The organism is Serratia oryzae (genome assembly GCF_001976145.1).
GTDB classification, from domain to species: Bacteria; Pseudomonadota; Gammaproteobacteria; order Enterobacterales; family Enterobacteriaceae; genus Chania; species Chania oryzae.
The window spans coordinates 251,303-276,840 of the sequence record NZ_MOXD01000007.1; the positions used below are offsets into that span (position 1 = coordinate 251,303).

General features: G+C 53.5%; 26 protein-coding genes and 1 pseudogene. 11 read left to right on the forward strand and 16 right to left on the reverse strand.

Annotated features, from left to right (window positions below; translation table 11 throughout):
- Positions 1 to 58: 58 nt before the first annotated feature.
- The 3 genes and pseudogenes from BMI79_RS14710 to BMI79_RS23600 form a co-directional block, all read right to left on the reverse strand.
- The gene (locus BMI79_RS14710) at positions 59 to 514 is read right to left on the reverse strand and encodes a YaiI/YqxD family protein (RefSeq protein WP_076942883.1); all 456 of its coding nucleotides are present in this window, start codon (positions 512 to 514) and stop codon (positions 59 to 61) included.
- On the reverse strand, positions 514 to 1,434 hold the full coding sequence (gene hemF, locus BMI79_RS14715; RefSeq protein WP_076942884.1) for an oxygen-dependent coproporphyrinogen oxidase: 921 nt from the start codon (positions 1,432 to 1,434) through the stop codon (positions 514 to 516). Before hemF ends, BMI79_RS14710 begins: the two co-directional genes overlap by 1 nt.
- Before the next feature lie 112 nt (positions 1,435 to 1,546).
- Positions 1,547 to 1,639: pseudogene (locus tag BMI79_RS23600) on the reverse strand (N-acetylmuramoyl-L-alanine amidase AmiA); the annotation flags it as partial.
- Between the two features lie 289 nt (positions 1,640 to 1,928).
- Between BMI79_RS23600 and BMI79_RS14725 the strand changes: the two are divergent.
- Positions 1,929 to 2,354 (forward strand): GNAT family acetyltransferase, encoded by a 426-nt coding sequence (locus BMI79_RS14725; RefSeq protein WP_076942885.1) that lies wholly within the window; start codon positions 1,929 to 1,931, stop codon positions 2,352 to 2,354.
- Positions 2,355 to 2,392: 38 nt separating this feature from the next.
- On the opposite strand, the gene BMI79_RS14730 is transcribed toward BMI79_RS14725, so the two are convergent.
- Positions 2,393 to 2,791 carry a YgiW/YdeI family stress tolerance OB fold protein gene (locus BMI79_RS14730; protein WP_076942886.1) on the reverse strand — a complete coding sequence of 133 codons (399 nt, stop codon included), beginning with the start codon at positions 2,789 to 2,791 and terminating at the stop codon, positions 2,393 to 2,395.
- A gap of 170 nt (positions 2,792 to 2,961) precedes the next feature.
- On the opposite strand from BMI79_RS14730, the gene BMI79_RS14735 reads away from it, so the two are divergent.
- From BMI79_RS14735 to BMI79_RS14780, 10 genes are all read left to right on the forward strand, one after another.
- The gene (locus BMI79_RS14735) at positions 2,962 to 3,426 is read left to right on the forward strand and encodes a DUF2919 domain-containing protein (RefSeq protein ID WP_076942887.1); all 465 of its coding nucleotides are present in this window, start codon (positions 2,962 to 2,964) and stop codon (positions 3,424 to 3,426) included.
- Between the two features lie 119 nt (positions 3,427 to 3,545).
- Complete coding sequence (locus BMI79_RS14740) at positions 3,546 to 4,130, forward strand: RpoE-regulated lipoprotein (RefSeq protein ID WP_076942888.1); 585 nt, start codon at positions 3,546 to 3,548, stop codon at positions 4,128 to 4,130.
- Between the two features lie 178 nt (positions 4,131 to 4,308).
- A complete protein-coding gene (locus BMI79_RS14745) occupies positions 4,309 to 5,208 on the forward strand; it encodes a Dyp-type peroxidase (protein ID WP_076942923.1) in 900 nt (299 codons plus the stop codon).
- Positions 5,209 to 5,409: 201 nt separating this feature from the next.
- Positions 5,410 to 6,423 carry a sulfate ABC transporter substrate-binding protein gene (locus BMI79_RS14750; RefSeq protein WP_076942889.1) on the forward strand — a complete coding sequence of 338 codons (1,014 nt, stop codon included), beginning with the start codon at positions 5,410 to 5,412 and terminating at the stop codon, positions 6,421 to 6,423.
- Positions 6,423 to 7,256, forward strand: a complete 834-nt coding sequence (gene cysT, locus BMI79_RS14755; protein ID WP_076942890.1) for a sulfate/thiosulfate ABC transporter permease CysT — start codon at positions 6,423 to 6,425, stop codon at positions 7,254 to 7,256. The genes BMI79_RS14750 and cysT overlap by 1 nt, the downstream gene beginning before the upstream one ends.
- Positions 7,256 to 8,131: a sulfate/thiosulfate ABC transporter permease CysW gene (gene cysW / locus BMI79_RS14760; protein WP_076942891.1), complete on the forward strand. Its 876-nt coding sequence runs from the start codon at positions 7,256 to 7,258 to the stop codon at positions 8,129 to 8,131. The genes cysT and cysW overlap by 1 nt, the downstream gene beginning before the upstream one ends.
- On the forward strand, positions 8,121 to 9,209 hold the full coding sequence (cysA, locus tag BMI79_RS14765; protein ID WP_076942892.1) for a sulfate/thiosulfate ABC transporter ATP-binding protein CysA: 1,089 nt from the start codon (positions 8,121 to 8,123) through the stop codon (positions 9,207 to 9,209). The genes cysW and cysA overlap by 11 nt, the downstream gene beginning before the upstream one ends.
- A gap of 77 nt (positions 9,210 to 9,286) precedes the next feature.
- The gene (cysM, locus tag BMI79_RS14770; protein WP_076942893.1) at positions 9,287 to 10,168 is read left to right on the forward strand and encodes a cysteine synthase CysM; all 882 of its coding nucleotides are present in this window, start codon (positions 9,287 to 9,289) and stop codon (positions 10,166 to 10,168) included.
- Positions 10,169 to 10,288: 120 nt separating this feature from the next.
- Positions 10,289 to 10,969: a response regulator transcription factor gene (locus BMI79_RS14775; protein ID WP_076942894.1), complete on the forward strand. Its 681-nt coding sequence runs from the start codon at positions 10,289 to 10,291 to the stop codon at positions 10,967 to 10,969.
- Positions 10,970 to 10,974: 5 nt separating this feature from the next.
- Positions 10,975 to 12,297 carry an ATP-binding protein gene (locus BMI79_RS14780; protein ID WP_076942895.1) on the forward strand — a complete coding sequence of 441 codons (1,323 nt, stop codon included), beginning with the start codon at positions 10,975 to 10,977 and terminating at the stop codon, positions 12,295 to 12,297.
- 37 nt (positions 12,298 to 12,334) lie between these two features.
- Here the strand turns inward: BMI79_RS14780 and BMI79_RS14785 are convergent, their stop codons facing one another.
- The 12 genes from BMI79_RS14785 to cysZ form a co-directional block, all read right to left on the reverse strand.
- On the reverse strand, positions 12,335 to 13,549 hold the full coding sequence (locus tag BMI79_RS14785) for a hypothetical protein (RefSeq protein ID WP_241679996.1): 1,215 nt from the start codon (positions 13,547 to 13,549) through the stop codon (positions 12,335 to 12,337).
- 7 nt (positions 13,550 to 13,556) lie between these two features.
- Complete coding sequence (locus BMI79_RS14790; RefSeq protein ID WP_076942896.1) at positions 13,557 to 16,148, reverse strand: fimbria/pilus outer membrane usher protein; 2,592 nt, start codon at positions 16,146 to 16,148, stop codon at positions 13,557 to 13,559.
- Positions 16,149 to 16,210: 62 nt separating this feature from the next.
- On the reverse strand, positions 16,211 to 16,972 hold the full coding sequence (locus BMI79_RS14795; RefSeq protein WP_076942897.1) for a fimbrial biogenesis chaperone: 762 nt from the start codon (positions 16,970 to 16,972) through the stop codon (positions 16,211 to 16,213).
- Entirely contained in the window at positions 16,972 to 17,709 is a 738-nt protein-coding gene (locus tag BMI79_RS14800) for a fimbrial biogenesis chaperone (protein ID WP_076942898.1), read from the reverse strand. The genes BMI79_RS14795 and BMI79_RS14800 overlap by 1 nt, the downstream gene beginning before the upstream one ends.
- Positions 17,710 to 17,716: 7 nt before the next feature.
- Positions 17,717 to 18,283, reverse strand: coding sequence for a fimbrial protein (locus BMI79_RS14805; RefSeq protein ID WP_076942899.1), 567 nt, complete (start codon positions 18,281 to 18,283; stop codon positions 17,717 to 17,719).
- The gene (locus tag BMI79_RS14810; protein ID WP_076942900.1) at positions 18,258 to 18,977 is read right to left on the reverse strand and encodes a fimbrial biogenesis chaperone; all 720 of its coding nucleotides are present in this window, start codon (positions 18,975 to 18,977) and stop codon (positions 18,258 to 18,260) included. Before BMI79_RS14810 ends, BMI79_RS14805 begins: the two co-directional genes overlap by 26 nt.
- Before the next feature lie 54 nt (positions 18,978 to 19,031).
- Entirely contained in the window at positions 19,032 to 19,565 is a 534-nt protein-coding gene (locus BMI79_RS14815) for a fimbrial protein (RefSeq protein ID WP_244157347.1), read from the reverse strand.
- A gap of 880 nt (positions 19,566 to 20,445) precedes the next feature.
- A complete protein-coding gene (gene crr, locus BMI79_RS14820) occupies positions 20,446 to 20,955 on the reverse strand; it encodes a PTS glucose transporter subunit IIA (protein ID WP_076942902.1) in 510 nt (169 codons plus the stop codon).
- Between the two features lie 49 nt (positions 20,956 to 21,004).
- A complete protein-coding gene (gene ptsI, locus BMI79_RS14825) occupies positions 21,005 to 22,732 on the reverse strand; it encodes a phosphoenolpyruvate-protein phosphotransferase PtsI (RefSeq protein WP_076942903.1) in 1,728 nt (575 codons plus the stop codon).
- 46 nt (positions 22,733 to 22,778) lie between these two features.
- Entirely contained in the window at positions 22,779 to 23,036 is a 258-nt protein-coding gene (ptsH, locus tag BMI79_RS14830; RefSeq protein WP_024912576.1) for a phosphocarrier protein Hpr, read from the reverse strand.
- A gap of 402 nt (positions 23,037 to 23,438) precedes the next feature.
- The gene (gene cysK / locus BMI79_RS14835; protein ID WP_076942904.1) at positions 23,439 to 24,407 is read right to left on the reverse strand and encodes a cysteine synthase A; all 969 of its coding nucleotides are present in this window, start codon (positions 24,405 to 24,407) and stop codon (positions 23,439 to 23,441) included.
- Positions 24,408 to 24,568: 161 nt separating this feature from the next.
- Positions 24,569 to 25,330 (reverse strand): sulfate transporter CysZ, encoded by a 762-nt coding sequence (cysZ, locus tag BMI79_RS14840; RefSeq protein ID WP_076942905.1) that lies wholly within the window; start codon positions 25,328 to 25,330, stop codon positions 24,569 to 24,571.
- Positions 25,331 to 25,538 lie beyond the last annotated feature (208 nt).

The following is a 25,538-nucleotide window of genomic DNA, read 5'->3' on the forward strand; positions in this document are numbered from 1 at the left end:
AAATCAACGTCATGCCAGGATGAATAAGCCAAAAAACGGCTGAGCCGTTCACTGAAAGTTACTGCGCCCGCTTTGCCTGCTGCAACCATTTATCCAGTTCGTTGGCGAACTGTTGGCGATCGCGCTGGTTCAGGGTGTTTGGCCCGCCGGTCTGGATGCCGCTGGAGCGCAGGGTATCCATAAAATCGCGCATATTCAGGCGTTCGCGAATGGTATCTGGCGTGTAGCGCTCGCCGCGCGGGTTGAGGGCGATAGCCCCTTTTTCTATCACCTCGGCGGCCAGTGGGATATCGGCAGTGATCACCAGATCGTTCGGCGCGCAGCGGCGCACGATTTCGTTATCCGCCACGTCAAAACCCGCCGCAACCTGCAAGGTACGGATGAATTTAGACGGCGGTGTGCGCAGAGGCTGGTTGGCCACCAGCGTAACCGGCATGGCGGTGCGTTCTGCAGCGCGGAACAGCACCTCTTTGATCACGTTCGGACAGGCGTCCGCATCGACCCAAATCTGCATTATTTCTGCTCCTGCAACCAGTCGCGTACCGGCAGAAAATCGCGATATAGCGCGGCTTCCGGGCTGCCTGCTTCCGGCTGATAGTTATATTCCCAACGCACCAGCGGCGGCATCGACATCAAAATCGATTCGGTGCGGCCACCGGTTTGCAGGCCGAACAGCGTACCGCGATCCCACACCAGATTGAATTCCACATAGCGACCACGGCGATAAAGCTGGAATTGGCGCTGGCTTTCCCCCCATGGCAGTGTTTTACGCCTTGCCACAATCGGCAGATAGGCGTCGAGGAAGCCTTCACCCACCGCGCGGGTAAAGGCGAAACAGCGATCAAAGTCTGGGGTGTTCAGATCGTCAAAGAACAGGCCGCCAATGCCGCGTGCTTCGTTGCGGTGTTTGATAAAGAAATAGTCGTCGCACCACTTTTTGTATTTTGGGTAAACATCGTCACCGAATGGCGCACAAAGCTGCTGCGCCGTGCGGTGCCAGTGGATGGCGTCTTCTTCAAACCCGTAGAACGGGGTCAGATCGAAACCCCCGCCGAACCACCACACCGGCTCTTCACCCGGTTTTTCGGCAATGAAAAAACGCACGTTGGCGTGGCTGGTCGGGATGTAAGGGCTGAGCGGGTGGATCACCAGCGAAACCCCCATGGCCTGGAAGCTGCGCCCGGCCAGTTCGGGGCGATGAGCGGTGGCAGAGGCGGGCAGCGTGGCACCGGAAACGTGGGAGAAATTTACCCCGGCCTGTTCAAATACCGCACCGTTGGTCAACACCCGGCTGCGGCCACCGCCGCCCTCCGCACGCTCCCAGCGATCTTCATGAAAGCCTGCACTGCCGTCGGCCTGTGCCAATTGTTCGCAAAGGCGATCTTGCAGCGCCAGCAGAAAGGATTTTACGGCGCTAATGGTGGGTAAACTCATACGGGTTATTCGCAACGGGTGGCTGAACAGGGCGCTAAGTATATACGCAAAGTGATTAGGGTTGCAGCAAGGGAACAACCCCGCCAATCAGTGGGAGGAGCTGTGGGCGCTACTAATAACGGAAGATGCCGATTATCCCATCGGCGAGTGCGCGGGCAATTTTTTCGCGGAACGCGGTGGTGCCCAGCAGGCGCTCTTCCGCCGGAGTCGCTGGCCTTAGCCTGTTGCGCTACCCCACCTAATAGGTCGGAGAGCAACAGTTGGCGGCGCATTGGTGAAGCCACGAGGGGGTTAAAACGGTGATAGCGTTCAATCGGTTTTTTAATCACACTCAGTTCTGACAGAAAGGACTGTTTCGCGACGTTATGGCCTATTGATCTTGATTAATCGACTTGACAACTATTGCTATTTATTACGCTAAGGTAGCGCGTGGCTGCAATGCTAACGGCTTTGAGTATAATCAGAGTAACCCTTTTTATAATGGCGCATATCTGATGGAAATTCGCGTATTTCGGCAAGACGACTTTGAAGAGGTCATCACTCTGTGGGAGCGTTGTGATTTACTGCGGCCATGGAACGATCCTGAAATGGATATCGAACGTAAACTGAATCACGATCCAGACCTGTTTCTGGTGGCTGAAGTGGGTGGCGAAGTGGTGGGCTCAGTGATGGGGGGTTACGATGGCCACCGGGGTTCGGCCTATTATCTGGGGGTTCACCCTGATTATCGTGGCCGTGGCATTGCCAATGCGCTGATTAACCGGCTGGAAAAAAAGCTGATTGCGCGCGGTTGCCCGAAGATTCAACTGATGGTGCGTGAAGACAACGATACCGTGATCGAGATGTACGAAAAGCTCGGTTATGAGATCCAGGGGATTACCAGCCTAGGCAAGCGGCTGATTGAAGATCAGGAATATTAGCCTTCAGGGCGGTAAATTTTTACCGCCCTGATTAGCGGTTATGGCAGCTTTTTGATATTTTTGACGTCGACTTCCACGTTGCTCCACTCTTTATCTACTTTCCCTTCCAACTGTACTTTGTCTTTTGGGGTGATGGTCTGGCCGTTCCAGCGTTTTTTATCGATCTCGACCGTCAGGGTGCCGGTGGCATCGCGGAAGGTATAGGTATCCTCACCAACGCGCTGTTCAATGTTGCCCTGCAACATCACCCAGGTATTGTCGTTCAGCGATTTGACCTTATCCGCGGTGGTCAGCGTTGCGCTTGGGCCGGCAAAACCGCCTTGCTGGCCGTTATGCGTCTGGGCCTGCGGGGCGTTGGGATCGAGGAACCCACCCTGTTGTGCCAAAACCGGTGCGCTGCACAGCGCGATTAAGACTGCCAAAGTGATTTTTTTCATCGGTGCTTTCCTTATCTTGTATGAGAATCAATAGCCTTATTCATCAGGCTGCTGTTTGATGGTAAGGATTAAACCATAAGGATCTTAAGAGCTTCTTAAGCCGGAGATTGAAAATGGCCCACGCTGCCGCCATTTGTATGAATCATTATGGCATCAGCAAGGAATAGCGTTTGAAGGATTCAGCACACCGGTTCTCGCCGGACGACTACGATCAGCACGGCTTATTACGCTTGCCCCTATGGTTCTGGAGCGTGCTGATACTGCAGGCCCGTACCTGGATATTGTTCGTGATGGCGGGAGCCTCGCGCGATCAGGGAACCGGGCTGCTGCAACTGTTCTACCCCGATACCCAGCGCTTTTGGTACGGCATGTTGCTGGGCCTGCCAGCGGCTTTGGCTTTCTTGATCTGTGGCCGCCGCCAGCACTGGCCGCGTTTGTGGCGCTGCTGGCGTTGGGTGCTGGCACTCTCTTTAGTGGCGGCCTTGCTGGGAGCGCTTCATAGCCTATGGCAGCAGGGCGCTAATGAGCCACTGTTGGATAGTATTCTGGCGCTGTCAGATGCGTTGGCATTGGGCTATCTGCTGCTTAATCAACGCCTGAAGGCCTGTTTTATACCGCCGGAAGAGCTGGACTAATTGCTGTTTTTGCGGCACTTTTCGCAATTTGCGCACTCCAAGCTCGCAACCGATGGTGCCGCCAGGGCTGTTATGAGAGGCTGAGACAGCCAATGTGTTTGATGTTAAGGAGCTATAAGATGAATATTCGCCCACTGCTGTTAGGGCTACCGCTGCTACTGACCGGCTGTTCGACCTTGAGTAACTTCTCCTGGTCCAGCCTGTCACCGTTCAACTGGTTCGGCGGCAGCGTGGAAGTCAGCGGCAAAGGCGTCGGCGGTATCAATGCCGGAACCTCAATGACAGAAAGCGCGCTTGGCGAAGGCTTGAACAATAACTACCGCATGCGCGGGGGCATGGCGACCAGCAACGGCCAGATCGTTGCCTATTATCAGGCATTGGATGGCGACAACGTGAAACTGGTGATCACCGGCGAGCCAAAAGGCTATGCGCAGCGCGTCGATGTTATGGATCCCAAGATCGCCACCGAATGGGGCAGCAAGCTGGGCACACCGTTCAGCGATCTGTTCAGCAAAGCCTATGGTGCCTGTAAACCGGGTGAAGGTGATGAGGCGGGTAATGTCGAGTGTGTGGCTGAACAGAGCCGGTACGTGACCTATATCTTCAGTGGCAAGTGGGCCGGCCCCCAGGACATAATTCCACCGGATGACACCCTGCGGAATTGGACGGTCAGTAAAATCATCTGGCACGCCAAAGCACAGTGAGCCTCCTGCGGGGGCCCTTAGGCAGCGCCTACGTTTTTTCGTGCTAAACCCGGTTTTATTCTTTGCGCTCAGCCAAGGTAATTTTATTCGCAGGGGCTAAGATAATGCGCGTTTGTAACAGGGAACCTATGCGTTGAACGCTAACCTGTTACCCGATTCAGGTATTGAGGATAACTACATGACACAGGTTCAGAGCGGGATCCTGCTGGAACATTGCCGTTTTGGCATCTTTATTGAAGCCATGGTTCAGGGCGAATTCGCCGATTTGCGTCAGGGGTGCAAGCAATTCTGTCAGGCGCTTAGCGAACTGCAGCAGCAGTTCCCTGATGCCCATTTGGGCGCAGTGCTGGCTTTTGGCGCGGACGTTTGGCACGATCTTTCCAACGGCCAGGGTGCCAAAGAGCTGAAGCCTTTCACGCCGCTGGGCAAAGGTCTGGCACCGGCGACCCAGCGTGATTTACTGGTCCATATTCAGTCGCTGCGCCATGATGTCAACTTCTCTTTGGCACAGGCGGCGCTGGCAGCCTTTGGCAATACCATTCGGGTTGAAGAAGAAACGCACGGCTTCCGTTGGGTAGAAGAGCGCGATCTGAGCGGCTTTATCGACGGCACCGAAAACCCGCAGGGTGAACAGCGCCCTGTGGTGGCGGTGATTGGTGAAGGCGAAGAGGACGCAGGCGGCAGCTATGTGCTGGTGCAGCGTTACGAGCATAATCTGCGTCAGTGGCAGCGTTTCACCACTGAACAGCAGGAACAGATAATTGGGCGTACCAAGCTGAGCAGCGAAGAGCTGCCGCCGGAGCAAAGGCCTGAGACGTCGCACGTCAGCCGCGTTGACCTGAAAGAAGACGGGAAAGGGCTGAAAATCCTGCGCCAGAGCCTGCCTTACGGTACCGCCAGCGGCAAGCATGGCCTGTACTTTATTGCCTACTGCGCGCGCCTGCACAATATTGAACAGCAATTGCTGAGCATGTTCGGCGAACGGGATGGCAAACACGATGCTTTGCTGCGCTTCAGCCGGGCGGTGACCGGCAGCTACTACTTTGCCCCGTCGTTGACGCGCCTGCTGGCGCTTTGATGCTTTACCCGGAGCCAGCCATGCGTTGGCCCCGGTTGCCTTTTCCCACGGCGAAACCGCTCCCTTCCTGCCTTATAGCGTTTGATGCTTGAAAATCACTAAACGGTATATAAAAGCGTTACAGCTCTGCATCGAGTTATAAATACACTGGTCTGCATCAGGGCAAAAGCCCGGCGGTTTGACTGAGTGATAAGGTACAGAATGAAAGATAAAAAGAGTGTGCTGAAAGGAGGGCTGGCGGCGCTGTTACTGGCCAGCGGTAGCCTTTCTGCTGCTGAATTGCTCAATAGCTCTTACGACGTTTCCCGTGAATTGTTTGCCGCGCTGAATCCTGGCTTTGAACAGCAGTGGAATCAACAACATCCAAACGACAAACTGACGATCAAACAGTCTCATGCCGGTTCTTCTAAGCAAGCATTGGCGATCCTCCAGGGGCTTAAGGCCGATGTGGTGACCTATAACCAGGTTACCGATGTGCAGATCCTGCACGATCGCGGCAAGCTGATCCCTGCCGACTGGCAACAGCGTCTGCCAAATAACAGCTCCCCCTTCTATTCCACCATGGCGTTCTTGGTGCGCAAAGGTAACCCGAAAGGTATCCATACCTGGAGCGATTTGGTACGCGATGACGTGCAACTGGTCTTCCCTAATCCGAAAACCTCCGGCAATGGCCGCTATACCTATCTGGCCGCCTGGGGCGCAGCCAGCCAGGCCGAAGGTAACGATCAGGCCAAAACCCGTGCGTTTATGACCCGTTTGCTGAAAAACGTGGTGGTGTTTGATACCGGCGGCCGTGGTGCAACCACCACCTTTGTTGAGCGCGGTTTGGGCGATGTGCTGATCAGCTTTGAGTCGGAAGTGAACAATATCCGCAAGCAGTACGGCGAAGACAAATATGAGGTGATCGTCCCGCCGGTGGATATTCTGGCGGAATTCCCGGTGGCTTGGGTGGATAAAAACGTTGAGAAAAACGGCACCGTACAGGCAGCGAAAGATTATCTGAATTACCTGTATAGCCCGGCGGCTCAGCAGGTGATTACCAGCTTCTATTACCGCGTCTATGACCAGAAAGCGATGGATGCGGCAAAAGGCCAGTTCCCGCCAACCAAACTGTTCCGCGTGGAAGATCAGTTTGGCAGTTGGCCGCAGGTGATGAGCACGCACTTCGCGACCGGCGGCGAGCTGGATCAACTGTTAGCGGCAGGGCGTAAGTAATGTTGGCGTTGTCCAGCAAGCGGGTTCTGCCCGGCTTCACCCTCAGCTTGGGCAGCAGCCTGCTGTATACCTGCCTGATTTTGCTGTTGCCGCTCAGTGCGCTGGTGATGCAACTGGCGCAGATGAGCCTGGCGCAATACTGGGAAGTGATCAGCAATCCGCAGGTGGTGGCTGCCTATAAAGTGACGCTGCTGGCGGCGGGCGTAGCCAGTATCTTCAACGCGGTGTTTGGCATGCTGATGGCATGGATCCTCACGCGTTATCAGTTTCCTGGCCGGTCTTTGCTGGATGGCCTGATGGATTTGCCTTTTGCGTTGCCTACCGCGGTGGCGGGCCTGACGCTGGCCGGGCTGTTTTCTACCACCGGCTGGTACGGGCAGTGGCTGGCGCAGTTTGATATCAAGGTATCGTTTACCTGGCTGGGGATTGCGGTGGCAATGGCGTTCACCAGCATTCCGTTTGTGGTGCGCACCGTGCAGCCCGTGCTGGAAGAGTTGGGGCCGGAATACGAAGAAGCAGCCGAAACGCTGGGTGCCGGGCGCTGGCAGAGTTTCCGCCGCGTGGTGCTGCCAGAAGTGGCACCGGCGCTGCTGGCCGGCACGGCGCTGTCGTTTACCCGCAGCCTGGGGGAGTTTGGTGCGGTGATCTTTATCGCCGGTAACATCGCCTGGAAGACCGAAGTGACCTCACTGATGATTTTTGTCCGCTTGCAGGAGTTCGATTATCCGGCGGCCAGCGCTATCGCCTCGGTGATCCTGGCGGCCTCTTTACTGTTGCTGTTTGCCATTAACACCTTGCAGAGCCGCTTTGGCCGCCGCATTGGGGGGCACTGATGGCTGATATTACCGCTTTCCGTGGCGTCGAGCGCCCGCGAGTGAACTGGGGGAAATGGGCGCTGATCGCAATCGGCGTGCTGTTCTCCATTCTGCTGCTGGTAGTGCCGATGGTGATGATTTTCATCGAGGCCTTTTCCTCCGGCGCAGGTGCGGTGTGGCAAAACCTGTCTAACCCGGACATGTTGCACGCCATCTGGCTGACGGTGCTGGTGGCGCTGATTACCGTGCCGGTTAACCTGGTGTTTGGCACGTTGCTGGCTTGGCTGGTGACGCGTTTTACCTTCCCAGGCCGCCAATTGCTGCTGACGCTGTTCGATATGCCGTTTGCTGTGTCGCCGGTGGTGGCAGGGCTTCTGTATCTGCTGTTTTACGGCACCAATGGGCCGCTCGGCGGCTGGCTGGATGCGCATAACATCCAACTGATGTTCGCCTGGCCGGGCATGGTGCTGGTCACGGTGTTTGTGACTTGCCCGTTTGTGGTACGTGAACTGGTGCCGCTGATGCTGAGCCAGGGTAGCCAGGAAGATGAAGCCGCCGTGCTGCTAGGGGCTTCTGGCTGGCAGATGTTCCGCCGCGTCACGCTGCCGAATATCCGCTGGGCGCTGCTGTACGGCGTGGTGCTGACCAACGCGCGCGCCATTGGCGAGTTTGGCGCGGTGTCGGTGGTTTCCGGTTCGATTCGCGGTGAAACCTACACCTTGCCGCTGCAAGTTGAATTACTGCATCAGGATTACAACACCGCCGGGGCCTTTACCGCCGCCGCGCTGCTGACCCTGATGGCCATAGTGACCTTATTTCTGAAAAGCGGTTTGCAATGGCGTTTAGCGCGCCAGAACGCACGTCTTGAGCGGGAGGAAAATCATGAGCATTGAGATCAGCGGTATCAACAAATTTTTCGGTCGTACCAAGGTATTGAACGACATCTCGCTCGATATTCCTTCTGGTGAAATGGTGGCCCTGTTGGGGCCGTCGGGCTCCGGTAAAACCACCTTGCTGCGGATTATCGCCGGGCTGGAAAGCCAGAGCGGTGGCAAGCTGGGCTTCCACGGCACTGATGTCAGCCGTGTGCATGCGCGCGATCGCCGCGTTGGCTTCGTGTTCCAGCATTACGCGCTGTTCCGTCATATGACGGTTTTCGACAATATCGCATTCGGCCTGAGCGTGTTGCCACGCCGTGAACGCCCGAATGCGGCCGCGATCAAACAGAAAGTGGAACAACTGCTGGAGATGGTGCAGTTGGGCCATTTGGCTAACCGCTATCCTTCCCAGCTTTCCGGCGGGCAGAAACAGCGCGTAGCTCTGGCGCGGGCGCTGGCGGTGGAGCCGCAAATTCTGCTGCTGGATGAACCTTTTGGCGCGCTGGATGCCCAGGTGCGTAAAGAACTGCGCCGCTGGCTGCGCCAACTGCACGAAGAGCTGAAATTCACCAGCGTATTCGTTACTCACGATCAGGAAGAAGCGATGGAAGTGGCCGATCGTATCGTGGTGATGAGCCAGGGCAACATCGAGCAGGTGGGTTCGCCGATTGAGATCATGCGTGAGCCGGCTACCCGTTTCGTCCTGGAGTTTATGGGCGAAGTGAATCGCCTGAACGGCGAGATCCGCGGTTCGCAACTGTTTGTTGGGGCGCACCAGTGGCCGCTGTCGTTCCAGCCGATGCATCAGGGCCGTGTCGATCTGTTCCTGCGCCCGTGGGAAATGGAGATCAGCACTGAGAGCAGCGCCCGTTGCCCGTTACCGGTACAGGTGTTGGAAATCAGCCCGCGTGGTCACTTCTGGCAACTGACCGTGCAGCCGATTGGTTGGCACCAGGAGCCGATCAGCGTGGTGCTGTCGGAAGACAATACGGCACCTACGCGCGGCGGGCGTTACTACGTCGGCAGCCTGAATGCGCGCCTGTATGCCGGTGAACAATTGTTACAACCGGTTGCGTTGGCGAAAAGCGCCTGATAGTTTTTAACTCTTCTATTATTTGCATCTAAGGCAACCCTGGGGTTGCCTTTTGACATGACACACAGGCAACGATTGTGACCACCCTGGAACAATGCATCGGGAATACACCGTTAGTAAAACTGCAACGATTGGCTGAAGGGCTGGACAGTGAGGTCTGGGTCAAGCTGGAAGGTAATAATCCGGCAGGCTCGGTTAAAGATCGCGCGGCGCTGGCGATGATCCAACAGTCCGAGCTACGTGGTGAGATCAAACCGGGTGATACGCTGATTGAGGCAACCAGCGGCAATACCGGTATCGCGCTGGCGATGATTGCCGCAGTGAAAGGTTATCCGCTGAAGCTGCTGATGCCGGAAAACATGAGCATGGAGCGCCAGGCGGCGATGCGGGCTTATGGTGCTGAGCTGATCCTGGTCAGCCGTGAACAGGGCATGGAAGGAGCTCGCGATCTGGCGCTGGAGATGCAGCAGCAGGGGCAGGGCAAAGTGTTGGATCAGTTCAATAATCTGGACAACCCTTATGCCCATTTCACCACTACCGGCCCGGAAATCTGGCAGCAAACGGCAGGCCGCATTACTCACTTTGTTTCCAGCATGGGCACCACCGGCACCATTACCGGCGTTGGTGGCTACCTGAAAAGCCAGAATCCGCAGGTCAACGTCATCGGCCTGCAACCGGATGAAGGCAGCAGCATTCCGGGGATCCGCCGTTGGCCAGCAGCCTATCTGCCAGGCATTTTCCGCCCTGAGCTGGTTGATCAGGTGCTGGATATGAGCCAAAGCCTGGCCGAGCAGACCATGCGCCAACTGGCGCAGCGCGAGGGGATCTTCTGCGGCGTCAGCTCTGGCGGTGCCGTGGCTGGTGCCCTGCGTGTCGCCGCGGCCAACCCCGGCAGCGTGATTGTGGCGATTATCTGCGATCGCGGCGATCGTTACCTTTCCACGGGTGTGTTTGATTAATGCCTCTGCCCTGCTGCCGATATATTTACATCGCTGTGTGATATGTAAGGATTAAGTAAAACCGGCTGCGCAATGAAGCAATCAGCAGGAGAATGGCTTAAATCAGCGGGGGAGTTAGGCATGAAAATTTTGTTGGTCGACGACGATCTTGAACTGGGCACCATGCTGAGCGAATACCTGACTGCGGAAGGATTCGACGCGAGCCTGGTGCTGACCGGCAAAGATGGAGTGGTAGGGGCGCTTTCCGGTAACTACACCGCGATGATCCTCGATATTATGCTGCCGGATATGAGCGGCATTGAAGTGTTGCGTGAGGTGCGTAGAAAAAGCCGCCTGCCGATCATCATGTTGACCGCCAAAGGCGACAATATCGATCGGGTGATCGGCCTGGAGATGGGGGCTGATGATTATGTACCCAAGCCGTGCTACCCGCGTGAACTGGTGGCACGCCTGCGTGCGGTGCTGCGCCGTTTTGAAGAACAACCGGAAGCGGTGGATAAAGATTCTGCCCTGGTGTTTGGCGAACTGATCCTCAACCCATCGACCCGCATCACGCAATGGCAAGGGCAGGCGTTTGACCTGACGGCCTCGGAATTCAATCTGCTGGAGCTGCTGTTGCGCTCGCCGGAGCGGGTGGTTTCCAAAGACGAGCTTTCGGAGAAAGGGCTGGGGCGCCCGCGTGAAGCCTACGATCGCAGCGTTGACGTTCATATCAGTAACATCCGCCAAAAGTTGGGTGCACTGACGGGTAACCAGCTGAGCATCGAAACGGTGCGCAGTATCGGTTACCGCATCAGGTGACACCTATGCGTGGAAGACTGTTCTGGAAAATCCTGCTCGGCTTTTGGTTGACGTTCATCATCATGACCCAGGCGCTGTGGGTTACCTTCACTTTTTATGGCAATCGCCATCAATCACCGGAAACCAGCATTGCCCGGCGTATGGTCAACCTGCAAATGACCTCTGCAGCCAGCGTGCTGCAAAGCGGCGGTATGCCTGCGCTGAATGCCATGGTGGCTGATTGGTCACCTGACGAGCGCCGTTTCTTCACCGTGACTCCGGTAGCGCAGCCACCTACAGAGGAACCCGTGGAAAATGCTGAGGCGGGGCGGCTGCCGCCAAAGGTGGTTAAATGGGTGATGGGGGCCGATAACCAGGGCTATGTACTGAGTTATGATCTTGAAGGGCTTCGGCAGGAGCATCGTCCTGCCAAACGTTGGCGCTTTCTCAATATCCCCGATCCATTTCTGTGGGTGGGTGCTTTGGGCGGGTTGCTGTTTAGCGCCGTATTGGCCTGGAACCTGACGCGCCCGATGCGCCAACTGCGTGCCGGTTTTGAGCGGGTGGCACTGGGGGATTTGGCCGTGCGATTGTTCCCGGCAATGCGGCGACGGCATGATGAGCTTTCCGAAGTGGCGCGCGATTTCGATACCATGGTGGAACGGCTGGAACTGCTGGTCAGTGCCCGCGAGCAACTGCTGCACGACGTTTCCCATGAGCTACGCTCGCCATTGGCACGTTTACAGTTAGCGATTGGTCTGGGGCGGCAAAATCCTGATAACGTGGAAAACTCACTGCAGCGCATTGAGCATGAGGCAGGGCGCCTGGACAAAATGATTGGTGAACTGCTGACCCTGTCGCGTGCTGAAAGTAATTGTCTACCAGATGAAGAGTATTTTGATCTCTACGGATTGGTCGATGCGGTAGTGAACGACGCGCGCTACGAGGCGCAAATCCCCGGCGTGGAGATTGTGCTGCAGGCCAGTTCGGGCGTGGAGTATACGGTGAAAGGCAATGCGGAACTGATGCGCCGCGCGGTGGAAAATATCATTCGCAATGCGCTGCGTTTCTCTGGCCACGGGCAGCGGGTTATGGTGGAACTGACCTGTGTTGATCAACGGTTGCAGATTGAGGTCCGCGATCAGGGGCCTGGGGTAGAAGAGTCGAAGCTTTCCAGCATTTTTGATCCGTTCGTGCGGGTGAAGTCGGCACTGTCGGGTAAGGGATATGGGCTGGGGCTGGCGATTGCCCGCAAAGTGGTGTTGGCGCACGGTGGGCAGGTAGAGGCGCATAATGGTGAACAGGGCGGGTTGGTGATTAGGCTGCGGGTGCCGCGCTGGGTTGCATAGGATCGGGCGCTACATGCCTGCGCCCGATCGTTGACGGTTAGTTAAAGGTGACCAACATGTCGGTTGAGGCATCAACAGGGCCTAGAGGTAAAGTTGCTCCACCAGAGCACAAGCGCCAGGTGATTTGGTTATTGGTGACTTTGGTGGCCTCGACGCTGCTGATACTCCCCACTTTGAGCTGGGTATTATCAAATGGAATACCGGTAGTTAAGTTACAAGCACCGCTGCCCGTTACGCCGTTATCAATTTCGCCCGTGATATAGCCACCGCCTTGAGTCAGTGCCAGCCGTGTCGGAGTTCCTTCATACTGACCGCTGGCAGCACGGAACTGAACGTTGATATTGGCGTTAATCTTGTCGGTATCTTGTGAACAGGCAACGGTGAGCGGATAGGATAAACGTGCCAGCTCGCTCCCAACTTGGGTATTACGTTGCACTCCGCCAAAGTTGATATTGGTGGTGGTGGCTATGGTGCACTCCAAGGTAGAGATACGCAGGGTGATAGCACTGGGTAAAATCTGTTGAGAACGATCTGCGCCAGCATGAGCTGCCTGAAAACTTGCGGCGTACATGGCTGGAATGATGATTTGCTGGCTGCTTTGTCTGCCATTAGCCACCATTACCCAAGTACCTGAGAGTTGAGCAGTTCGTAGGAAACCATTCCGATAAAAATAAGCTACGTCGTTCTGACGTGGAGGTAAACACCACTGTCTGGAGGTAAAGAGAGTACTCGTCGTTGGATTCGTGATGACAAACCCTGAACTGGTTCTCCCTTCCGTGCGGGGTAATCCTATCGTACCGGTTAGCGTTTCCTGTGTGTTGGAAGGGGTAAGAGGATAGGTCGCGCTTATGGTCGCCCTAGGGATCAGCCCAACCCCTATAGCGATCGGTAATGCCATATAACCCCCAATTTCTTCAAGTTTAGAAGTATCCATGCAGACGTTTGGGCTATCGGATATCGCGGCTATCCCATAAATATTGAACAACCTAGTATCAGCGATACTTCCTGACAAATTTGCACTAAAGGGGTATCCCTCCCAAACAATACCGCTTCCTTTGCCGATAGTGATGATATCGACCGCTTTGGACGAAGGGACGGACACCAGCAATAAAGTGAATATGGTCAGTAGACGCGCAATACCACTGTTTGGCCGGTTTTGATGAGTCGATGAGGGTATATGCATGCTTTTCATTGTCTCTCTCTTTCTGTTTTCACGCTCTGTGGCGATGCTCACTGCTTTTGAGATTGTCATGATGTGTTTATTTCCCCTGACAGACGATGGTCAACACGCGTACCGGGTTGTTGACGGAAGGGGCGGCGACTTTTGCCAGGTTAAAAGCGGCAAGGCATTGCTGGTCTGTCTCTTTGCCCCAGGTCACCTTCAGCTTCCCTTGTTCCGATAATCCGCTCAGGTATACCTGGCCTGCTTCACCGACAATCCCGGTATTCGGCTCCTGTGCGGTCTTGTTCTCTATGGTGACCAGTGCTCCAAACGGTACCGGAGTGTTGTTCGCCTGCAGCAGGGTCATCAACACCTGATAGCCTACGTGTGTGGCAAAGTTGACCATCACCACAGCCCCTTTGGTCGGGTACACATTCAGGCTTGACTGGTTAACATCCACATTGTCCGGCAAAGTGGCCGGGTTTAAGCTGACGTTGTTAAGCTGATAGTTCGACAGGTAAGGCACTACTGCATAGCCACGGTTGTCTGTCTGAATGTTGCCGTTCATCACGCTGGTCCCCTTGGCCCCTGGTGCACTGACAATCGCTAGCGAATTGCCCAGCATCTGGCTCAGGGTTACTCCTTGCGGATGAACTACGATCCCGCCGTTACCGCTCATGTTCAACGAGCGGTTCTGCCGGCTGTAGCTATAGCCCATGCTGGCTGAGCCTTTGCTGCCTTGATAACCGGCGTTCAGCGTGCTGTTGTTACTGTTTTGCCCATTTGACCAGCCCTGCATTGCGCTATAGGAGATACGGCTATCGAGCGCGCTGCCATTAATCCCGGTCTGCTGCTGGACCTGCCCATGATTGTCGTGTGTCATCTGGTAACTGGCATAGGCGTTACGCGCGGCAGGTGATGCGGTGAACATATTCAATGGCACCTGCATGTTCAGTGATAGCTGCCGGTTCTCTGGCCAACTGCCATCCCCCTTCAGTCGGTCAATGCTGTAGGCCAGGCCGTAACTCACACCGCGGTAGCTGCCGTTGTAACCCGCCGATACCGTGTTCATCACCTTGTTGTTGCCCCAGAAATCGTTGCGAGAAGCGGACAGATACAGTGAGCCCCATGAATCCAGTTGCTGGCTGAGTCGCACCTGGAAATTGGAACGCTGACGCTCCAGAGCCCACGGCACTTGCCCATCACTAAGTTGGAAGCCCAGGTTGTTGAAGTCAGAGAAGCTGTAATAGTTGCGCGTTGAATAGCGATAGGCGGTCAGGTCCACCGCTGTACCGGTGCTCAGCATGCTTTTGGAATAACGCAGGCGGTAAGAATACCCTTGCTGATGAGCGTCTTGCCCAGGCAATTTGGTGCTGGAGGCCGTGATGTCTGCCGACAATGCGCCAAAGTTGCCCAGGGAGAAGCCGCTACCCGCTACTGCAGAGACATAGTCTTTGGCTAAGAGGGTACCGCCATACAGGGTGATATCATGGGGCAGGCCGTAAATGGCGGTGGCCAGCACAAAGTTCGCCTGCTGCGAATCGACGGTAATACCCCCGTTGTAGCGGCCTGCCGTCACTTCATACTTCAGGCTGCCTTGTCGCCGCATCACCGGGAGCGATGAGAAGGCCAGCGTCTGGGTGCGGACGGTGCCATCGGATTCGTTAATGGTGAGGAGCAAGTCACCCGCTTGGCCGGTCTGGAACAGGTCATTGATACGGAATGGCCCTGGAGCCACATAGGTTTGATAGACGACGTTACCGTTCTGGCTCACCGTGACGCGTGCGTTGGTTTGGGCAATGCCGCTGATGATCGGCGCAAAGCCACGCAGGCTAGTGGGCAGCATGTCGTCACTGGAATTAAGCTTGACCCCACGAAACGGGATGCTGTCAAACACGTCGCTTTCGGTGCTGTTTTCCCCTAACAGAATCTCTGACCGCCAGGGTTGGATATCGCGTTGCAGGTAAGTGTTGCTAAACTGCGTGCTCTGGGTGGTCAGAGCAGCCATATCGTTCGAATTATTGGTGTTGCGTGAATAGGTCATGTTGCTGCGCAGGCGCCAGGCTTGCCAGTTAGCGCCACCTTGCACGTTGGCAAACAGGTTGGTTTGGGTGTTACTGCCCATACCAGGTTGTTCCCCCTGCCAGTTGCGCCCGCCATTCAGGTTATAGTTGAACAGCAATGCGGGTACGCCGTGATCCCATAAGGCGGGATCGACAGCCCCTTGTGCATTGGGCTGCATTGCCACCTGCGGGATGCTGATATCCAGACGAAGCTGGGCAAAATCGAACTGGATTTTTGATTCTGGAATAAGGGTGGCAAGATTCTTGACCGGCGCTTCTGGTGCTAGCCCAGCAAAGGTGGGTAAAACCTTTGTATTCACGCCAAGCTTGTTAAGGAAAGCGGGTGTGAGTTCCGGCTGAATATCGCCATTGGCATCGGCCTTGAATATCAAGGTGTGCTGCCCTTGGTCTATCTGGTTCATAAACAGGGAGACGGTGTAGGTACCTGGCGGTGTTTTTCCTGAGGTCTCAAAGGTGCTCAGATCCACCGTGGCGGCGTCTGTTCCACTGAGAGAAAGCAGCCCTGGATCAAAATAGTCTCGAGCTACAGCAGGCGTACCGCTTACCAGTAAGGTAGCTCCTGCCAGCACAGGCAATAGCGTGAAATCAGTATGTCGTGTTGTCATTATTATCGCGTCCATAACGAAAGCTAAAGTGTCACTTTTCCATGCATTACTTCAGAAAAGGCCTACAGGGGGCGCAGCTCAATGGGAGTATCCCAGCCGTCTTCATCAATCAGTTGCCATGTCACGTTGCCAGAGGCATCGTTTGGCAAGGGGTAGCGCTGTTGGCCTTTGGGGGGAACCATCAGGCGCAACTGTGCTTTGTCCAGTGCAGTTTTTCCCACCGCTAAGCGTGAAAAGGTCAGCCAATAGGGTGTCGGGTTTTCTGCAATCAACTGGTTGCCGTCACGGCGGAACTTCAGCTTGGGGGCCATGTCGGCAACGGCGCGCTTAACCAGCCCTTCCGGGCGGTAAAACACCTTCATATTGCTGGTGACTGTCAATACCATCTGTTTCTCTTCCGTACGCTGTTCCGGCGCCACCTGAGCGGGGATTGCCTTCATCGAGATAAAAAAGACCGACTCACGATCGGCCGGTAACGGTTCGCCGTTACGCCGAATACGCAGTGTCAATTCGCTGTTGGCTTCTAAGCGGGAAAGCGGTGGGGTGACAATAAATGGCATGGCCGGATGTTTTCCCTCGGCCACATTGCCGGTTACGGGGTCAACAGGTTGTATCCGGGATTGCATCAAATAGGGACTTGAGGCTGTATTGTTGGCCGTCAGGGTGATCCCCCGCTTATCGCTCTCAAGGTAAATGACGCGCAACACCTGAAAGGAAATACCTTTTGGGGCAGCAGAGTTTGTCTGTGCATGAACTGTGCTGGCATAAGCCGTTAGCAGGCAAAGGATCCAGCCGACAGAACGCCAGCGAAATAAAGAGTTCATTACGGTGTTCCCTGTGTAGATACGACTGTTTCTTGGCATAGGGGGGATAACCCGCCGTAGTCAGTGACAGTCTGCCATTCGGCCTTGGTGATGCGTTGTTGCGCTGGATAGTTCTGCCCACTCATAGGCACCAGTATGGATGACTGAGCATCCAGATTGACCGGGGCCATGTTGAGCTTTAGATTCCCCAACGTCTGAAAATAAGGGGTCGGATTATCGACGCGTACCCCGTTAGCTGTGTGGCTAAAACGCAGATTGCAGTGAGCTTTGCCTGGCGGCATTTTCAGGCCCGCCGGGCGATAGAACAGCTTGATAATAAAACGCACCCCCATTGATAGCTGAGTCTGAGGGATGCTGTTATCGGTCTGAGCGGGTATTGCTAATATCGCAAGATAAAAGAGTGACTCTCGATCAGTTGGCAGAGCAGTGCCCTGCGGGATAATACGCAGCAACTGACGGCTATCAGGTTTGAGCGTGAAAAGCGGCGGTGTCACCACAAAAGGTGCAGGGGTAACATCGTCAGGCGCTTGCTGTACCCGGCTTTGGATCAGGTAGCTCAGATTACCGGTATTTTTCACCGCTAGAGTCTGCGCTTTATCTGAGGACAAAAAGATCACCCGCGTTTGGCTCAGGCTGACCCCACCGCCAGCAGCAGCCTGGGCTGCCAGAGCCTGCTCTGATATCAGCAGGCCAAGACTGGCAGCCGCTATTGCGCGATAGGTCGGTATCAACAACATATCAACCTCAGCGATAGGCCAGGTTAAACAGAATGCGGGCTGTCAATGTCCCAGCGCTTAATGAGCCACTGGTGCATGCCAGGCTGCCGCAGGTGAGCCCGGCGTAAAACCTGATACTCTGATCGGATGGGTTAGCCCCCATTGCAGCCAATGGAATGTTATCGCCATCTTTGATTTCAGTGTCACTGTAGCTGGGCGAAACGTCCGTTTTTACCAACATGACGCCTACACCAGAAGCTATGGAGTCACTGCTGCGGAACAGCCAGCGACTGTCGCGAGTGATGCCGTCACCGCTGACGTTAACAACCGGAGTGAGGCTGGCGTCGGTCCCGCTGCAATCCTGAACGATGAGCGTAAAGGGCTGTGCTGCCTGCAGGGTTGAAGGAGTTAACTGCGACAGGTGAACCGAATCGAGTACCAGCGTGCTTTTATCCAGGCTGAAGGTGCATGTTCCTGGGTTGAGCATGGCAGAGAAATTGAGCGTCACCGCTTGAGTAGGCACACTTACCAGGCCCGTTAATGCCAACAGCATCAACAAAAAAGATTTTTTACGGTAGGTTATAGCTGAACGCATTGATTCCCCCTTCGTCGTTAATAGTTTCCCAATGAATGACTGAACCCTGCGCGATTGTTGTTGGATAGATATGGCTGCTGAATGGCGCAATCATTAACGCTGCTGGTGTATCGAGTTTGATTGCTTGTTTTCCTACGCGCAGGCTGGCAAAGCTGACAAAATAGGGAGAATTGTTTTTAAGCTGGAGCCCTTCTTTAACCTTTGAAAATTGCAGGCTTTGTTGTGCAGCCATGGATGATGAAGGCAGATTGGCTGGGCGATAGAACATTTTTATGATATTACCGACCCCAAATTGGGCATTGCCATGCACCCCAGACTGCTGGTTAGGGGATAGGGGCGCGCTACTGGCTGGAATAGCACTGGCATGAAAATAAAATACCGATTCACGATCTCGCGGTAATATCGATTTTTGCTCCAAAATACGTATTTGGTTGACGCTGTTGGGTTCCAGCCTAAATAGCGGTGGTCTTGTCAGAAAAGGGGCGGGTTGGCTTCCGTCTTGGGAACCGCTTATTTTAGCCTGCACCAGATACGGTTGTGCTGTCATGGTATTGCGCACTGTCACGCTGATACTCTCAGCCCCCTGAGGATAAATCAGACGGGTGGCATTGATACCAAAACCACCTGTTTGAGCTATAGCAAGCAGGGGAAGCCAAGCAAGCAATAATGAGAGCAATGAGAAAATACGGGACATATAACAGTTCCTGAGCGCTAAAAAAGGGGGCAAATAATGCCCCCGGGATATAAATCAGTTGTAGGCAAAGCTGAACAGAACTGGTGCGTTGACAGCACCGATGTTTACACCAGTGGTTGTCGTTGCTGCTAAACCAGCCTGCAGGCTCAGAGTCTTACCGTTGAAGTCAGTTTGTGCTGGAGTTGCGCCAGCAGTAGCAACTAACAGTTTGTCTCCGCTCTTGATATAAGTTCCTGCTGGAGCAGAGGCCAGGCGCAGCATTACACCGGTATTGGTGCCAGTGCTGTTAAAGATATTCGGGTTACCACCCAGAGTTTGACCACTCACTACCAGGTTAGCGGTGTCGCCACCCAGCAATGGAGTCTGGCAGTTGTTGACACCTACGGTGAATGATTTCTGGCTTGCTACAACCGGAGTTGCCACAGCAGTAAAGTCGGCTGGCGTATGGTTACCCAAGTCCAGGTTGTTGGTGGACAGGCTAACGTCACAGGTGGCTGCTACTACAGTACCAGTAACAGTGAGCTGGGCGTTGGAAGCAGCCTGAGCATTACCAGCGGCAGCCAACAGCAACAGAGCAACTGGGGTCATAGTTGATAGGATCTTGCGCATCATATTTCCTTATATATAGAGATAATAATATTCCGGATACCCGGAGAGGTTACGTGACATATATACGCCACAGACAGCATGAAAAACCTATTACACGAACTAATAAAGCAAATGAATAATATTGTACTCTGGCCGCGCGGAGTTAATGCGCTACATATATTAAATGTGCCTTTAATTACTCATCTTAATTAATGTGAGGGCCGTTGTATTTATAGGCGCTCTTTTTAGATGGTAAGTATACGAATGTTCATTACGCTATCTAAGTGATAACGTTTAGAAATAATGTAGCTGCTTGAATAACAGATCAGGAACTGCTATTCCAATTAGCGGGGGAGTGAAGTGGGTGTCTTTTTCCTTGTTATTGATGCTCATTATTTCCTCCTGAAATAAATAAGTTTTTTATTCTCAACGGCTACGATTCTGATATGTCGAAAATATCACTTAAAAACATCTAACCAACAGGTTATTTGATGTCGAGCACTATAGGACATGCCTTGATATATTGGAAGATGATATTTTGTTTCATGCTATGCATAAATATCATTTCCTCTGGAATGGTTAAAAATTCAGAATGATTTTATTGAGTTAAATTATATAAAAACATTATTTCAGTACAAATATCAACCAGCGAAGAGGTTATTGATTAATACTTGTACTGTATAAGACTTGAGGAAATCTGAACTTTCAGCGCTTTAAGGCATGAAATCAGGCAGAGTTGCGAGCGTTTTCTCGGTGAGTCTGGAGCATAACAGGAATTTGGGCTTCGGCAGTGGCATCGCCACGAGTGAGCAGAACTGAAAGAAAAATGCCAGTCAGGGTTAACCGACTGGCATTAGCTGGCTGATATCACCAACGGTAATTATTTCTTGATGCGGATGATCGGGGTTTCACCCACGATAACGCTGCCGGACAGTTTGATCAGCTCTTTGATCTCGTCCATGTTGGAGATCACAACCGGAGTCAGGGTCGACTTGGCTTTCTCTTCCAGCAGTGGCAGGTTGAACTCGATGATGACATCGCCTTTCTTAACGCGCTGGCCTTCTTCAGCGATGCGCTTGAAGCCTTCACCTTTCAGCTCAACGGTATCGATACCGAAGTGTACAAACAGCTCAATACCGCTGTCAGATTCGATAGAGAACGCATGGTTGGTTTCGAAAATCTTGCCGATAGTGCCGTCAACCGGTGCAACCATCTTGTTGCCTGCAGGTTTGATAGCAATACCGTCACCAACGATCTTCTCGGCGAAAACTACGTCAGGTACATCTTCGATGTTGACGATTTCGCCAGAAAGTGGAGCGACAATCTCGATAGTGCCCGTGTCTTTCTTGTCATCAGAAACCAGAGATTTCAGTTTATCGAACAAACCCATGATCTTCTCCTAAGCATTAAATTGGGCGGCGTTCCAGTGTCGTGGAAGTTTAGCAGAGCGTCTTTTCTTCGATGAATTTATTCACACAATTCATTAAATCTTGCGCCGTTGGCTGAGCCAAGGCTTGCGCTGCCAACGCCTTCACATCTTCGAAGTTCGTATTACGAATAATTTTCTTGATGCGCGGGATTGAAATCGCACTCATGCTGAACTCATCCAGCCCCATGCCCAATAGCAACAGTGTAGCACGTTCATCGCCAGCCAGTTCACCGCACATACCGGTCCACTTGCCTTCCGCATGAGATGCATCAATAACCTGTTTGATCAGGCCAAGCACTGATGGGGACATCGGGTTATAGAGATGAGAAATCAGCTCATTACCGCGATCTACAGCCAGAGTATACTGGGTAAGATCGTTTGTCCCAATACTAAAGAAGTCGACTTCTTTCGCCAGATGGTGAGCGATCACTGCCGCAGCCGGTGTTTCCACCATCACGCCCACTTCGATCGCTTCATCAAACGCTTTGTTTTCTTCACGTAGCTGGGCTTTCAGCGTTTCCAGTTCACCTTTCAGATCGCGGACTTCTTCCACTGAAATAATCATCGGGAACATGATACGCAGTTTGCCGAAAGCGGAAGCACGTAGAATGGCGCGCAGCTGCGCGTGCAGGATTTCCCGGCGGTCCATCGCGATACGGATCGCGCGCCAACCAAGGAACGGGTTTTCTTCTTTCGGCAGGTTCATATACGGCAGGTCTTTATCGCCGCCGATGTCCATGGTACGGACGATCACTGCCTGTGAGCCCATGGCTTCCGCTACGGCTTTATAAGCCTGGAACTGCTCATCTTCAGTCGGCAGCGAGTCGCGGTCCATGAACAGGAATTCGGTACGGTACAGGCCGACACCTTCAGCGCCATTGCGCTCTGCACCGGCGACGTCGCGCACGGTACCGATATTGGCACAAACTTCAACCTGGTGTCCGTCCAGCGTTATGGCTGGCAGATCTTTCAGTTTGACCAGTTCGTTTTTCTCGCTGATATACTGATTTTGTACGGCTTTCAACTGCTCGATAATGTCGGCCGTCGGGTTAACGTAAATATGGTTGTTAACGGCGTCCAGAATCAGATAATCGTCGTTTTTCACCTGCTTGGTCACGTCGCTGGTGCCTACGATAGCGGGCAATTCCAGTGAACGGGCCATGATGGAGGTGTGGGAAGTGCGGCCACCCAGATCGGTGATGAAGCCCAGCACTTTGTCCAGATTCAGCTGTGCAGTTTCTGACGGGGTCAGATCGGCCGCAACCAGGATCACTTCATCCTGGATCGAGCTCAGGTCGACAATCGCCATGCCCAGAATATTGCGCAGCAGACGTTTACCGATGTCACGCACGTCAGCCGCACGTTCTTTCAGGTATTCATCATCCAGCTCTTCCAGCGCTTTCGCCTGGCCTTCAATCACGGTATAAGCGGCTGCATCAGCGGACGCCAGATCGTCTTTGATGAGGGCTATGATTTCCTGCTCAAGCTCTTCGTCTTCCAGCAGCATGATGTGGCCTTCGAAGATAGCTTCCTTTTCTTCGCCGAAGGTTTCGCCAGCTTTGGTCTTGATCGCTTCTAACTGCTCGGATGCCTTAGCTCGGCCTGCCAGAAAACGCGAGACTTCTTGCTCTACGAGGTCTGCAGAGATTTTCTTCCGGTTGATGACAATCTCATCTTCTTTCAGTAGGAGAGCCTTACCAAAAGCGATACCCGGTGATACTAAAATGCCTGAAATCATAACCCTACCTTACTCTTGACTGGTGTTAACTAAAAAGACGGGCCGATTACTCAAGCTCTGCCATCAGTTTAACCAAGTGCTCAACGGCTTTCTGCTCGTCTTCACCAACAGCTTCAATGGTTACTACAGTCCCTTGGGTCAGGCCCAGAGTTTGCAGTTTAAACAGGCTCTTGGCACTTGCGCTTTTGCCGTTAGAGGTGACGGTGATGTCAGAAACGAAGCCTTTGGCTTCTTTAACGAATTGAGCGGCAGGGCGAGTATGCAGACCATTCGGAGCGGTAATAGTAACTTCTTGCTGGAACATTGATGTTTCCCCAACTTATTTAGATTAGTGTTGTGGAGCTAAAGTTTAGCCTAACGGCGCGACTTTAGCCTGTCTGGTTAGTGCCTGACTATGGTACAGGGGCGAGCGTTGATGCAACACAAAACGACGCTTTAGTCATGCCAGATCAAAAAAAGACTGGCTTTTGATGCCATTTCAATCAACTCCCCATTATGCCGTGTTTTGCGCCTTGGCGACAAACAAGTAAATCGATTCAGCTCAAACAATAGGCGGAAGGTGATTAATTTCGCGTACCGAAATAATTGTCCGGTTAAATACTAAAGCCAGAGGCTAAAATCAATCTTTGATGGGTGTAAACTTTGATCCAGTCCACAAAAAAGCACCTCGTAAGGTGCTTTTTTAGCTTTTTGTGCACAGTTCGCGTTATTGCTGCAGTTCTTGTTCTGTGAACAAATCTGCAAACAATGCGGTGCTCAAATAGCGTTCACCTGAGGAAGGCAGAATAACCACAATTGTTTTATCGGTAAAGGCTGGATTTTGCGAAAGTTTGATCGCGGCAGCAACTGCTGCACCAGAAGAGATTCCTGCCAGAATGCCTTCTTCCTCCATCAGGCGGCGCGCCATGCTGATGGCTTCATCGTTGGTGATCTGCTCAACGCGATCGACCAGGCTAAGATCCAGGTTGCCAGGGATAAAACCGGCACCGATACCCTGAATTTTGTGCGGGCCTGGCTTGATCTCAAGGCCTGCCAGTGCCTGGCTGATGACCGGTGAGTCAGTGGGTTCAACCGCTACGGTAGTAATGGCTTTGCCTTTGGTATTTTTGATGAAACGGCTAACGCCGGTCAGTGTCCCACCGGTACCCACACCCGCGATGAACACATCCACTTCGCCTTCGGTATCTGCCCAAATCTCAGGGCCGGTGGTTTTTTCATGAATTTCCGGGTTGGCAGGGTTGCTGAATTGCTGCAGCAGGACATAGCGATCGGGATCGGTCGCTACAATCTCTTCGGCTTTGGCAATCGCGCCTTTCATGCCTTTTGCACCTTCAGTCAGCACCAGGTTGGCCCCCAGCGCTTTCAGCAATTTGCGGCGTTCAATGCTCATGGTTTCCGGCATGGTCAGCGTCAGTTTATAGCCACGTGCTGCCGCCACAAAGGCTAAAGCAATACCAGTGTTACCGCTGGTGGGTTCTACCAGTTCTTTACCGGCGCGGAGAATGCCGCGTTTTTCGGCGTCCCAAATCATATTGGCACCGATGCGGCATTTGACGCTGAAGCTTGGGTTGCGAGATTCAACCTTGGCGAGAATGCGTCCATTACCGATACGGTTCAGACGAACCAGCGGCGTATGGCCGATTGTTAATGAGTTGTCTTCATATATCTTGCTCATAGCCCGTCCTTTAACTCTATGAAAATGTAGGGAACATAAAAAGCATACGCTAACGGCCCCGGCAGGGAAGTAAAGAATTGGTATATCTATATGTTATTAGAGAATAAGTTTTATGCCCAATTACTAGGGCGCTAAAGGCGCCCTGGGTTTAAGTGCGATCATCAATGACGAGCAAACTGTGAGCGATAACGGTCCACCCACATCGCGGTGGCACCGCACACGGCAACCGGCAAGATCACCAGATTCAGAATTGGGATCATGGTGAACAGGCTGATCAGCGCTCCGAACTGCAGATTGTCGGTTTTATGCTGGCGCAGCGCACGGCGCATGTCGGCAAAGCTGACTTTATGGTTATCAAACGGATAATCGCAGTATTGAACCGCCAGCATCCAGGCGCTGAACAGGAACCACAGTACCGGTGCCAGCGTCTGGCCGATACCGGGCACGAAATAAAGCACCAATAGCAGCAGCGCGCGCGGCAGGTAATACATCAGTTTGCGCCATTCGCGCGCCATGATGCGGGGAAGGTCTTTCACGATCCCGAAGATGCCGGTATCCGGCAGCGGTTTTCCGGTGAGGCTGTTCTCAAGCTGCTCGGCCAGCAATCCGCAAAACGGGGCGGCGATCAGGTTGGTGAGAGTGCTGAACAGGTAGCTGAATACCAATAAAACGGAAATAACCGCTAACGGCCAGAGCAGATAGCTTAACCATTGCAGCCAATCAGGCACATGGCTCATCATGCTGGGGATCCAAACGCCCAGTTGGCTGAACAGCCACCAGAAGGCGGATCCCATCAGCAGTACGTTAACCAGCAACGGTAAGACCACATAGCGTTTAATCCCTGGTCGCGAAATCAGGCGCCACCCTTCGGCAAAATAATGCATGCCGCTGGTGGGTTTTGAAGCAGGTTGCGTATAGGACATATCTTAAGTTTATCTCTTTGTCAGAACAGGCATCTCTATCATATCGGTATGGTTTTCTACTGGCTAGGGTGCTGCTGGCTGAAAAAACAGCAAAAAAGTGCAGTATAATCATCTTTATTGGCATAAAGTTCAGCACGCACTTGCACTTGTGCGTGCAGGCAAATAGAGTTAAAGAGTGAATGTTTGCCGTGGTGGCAATGTATTGGAA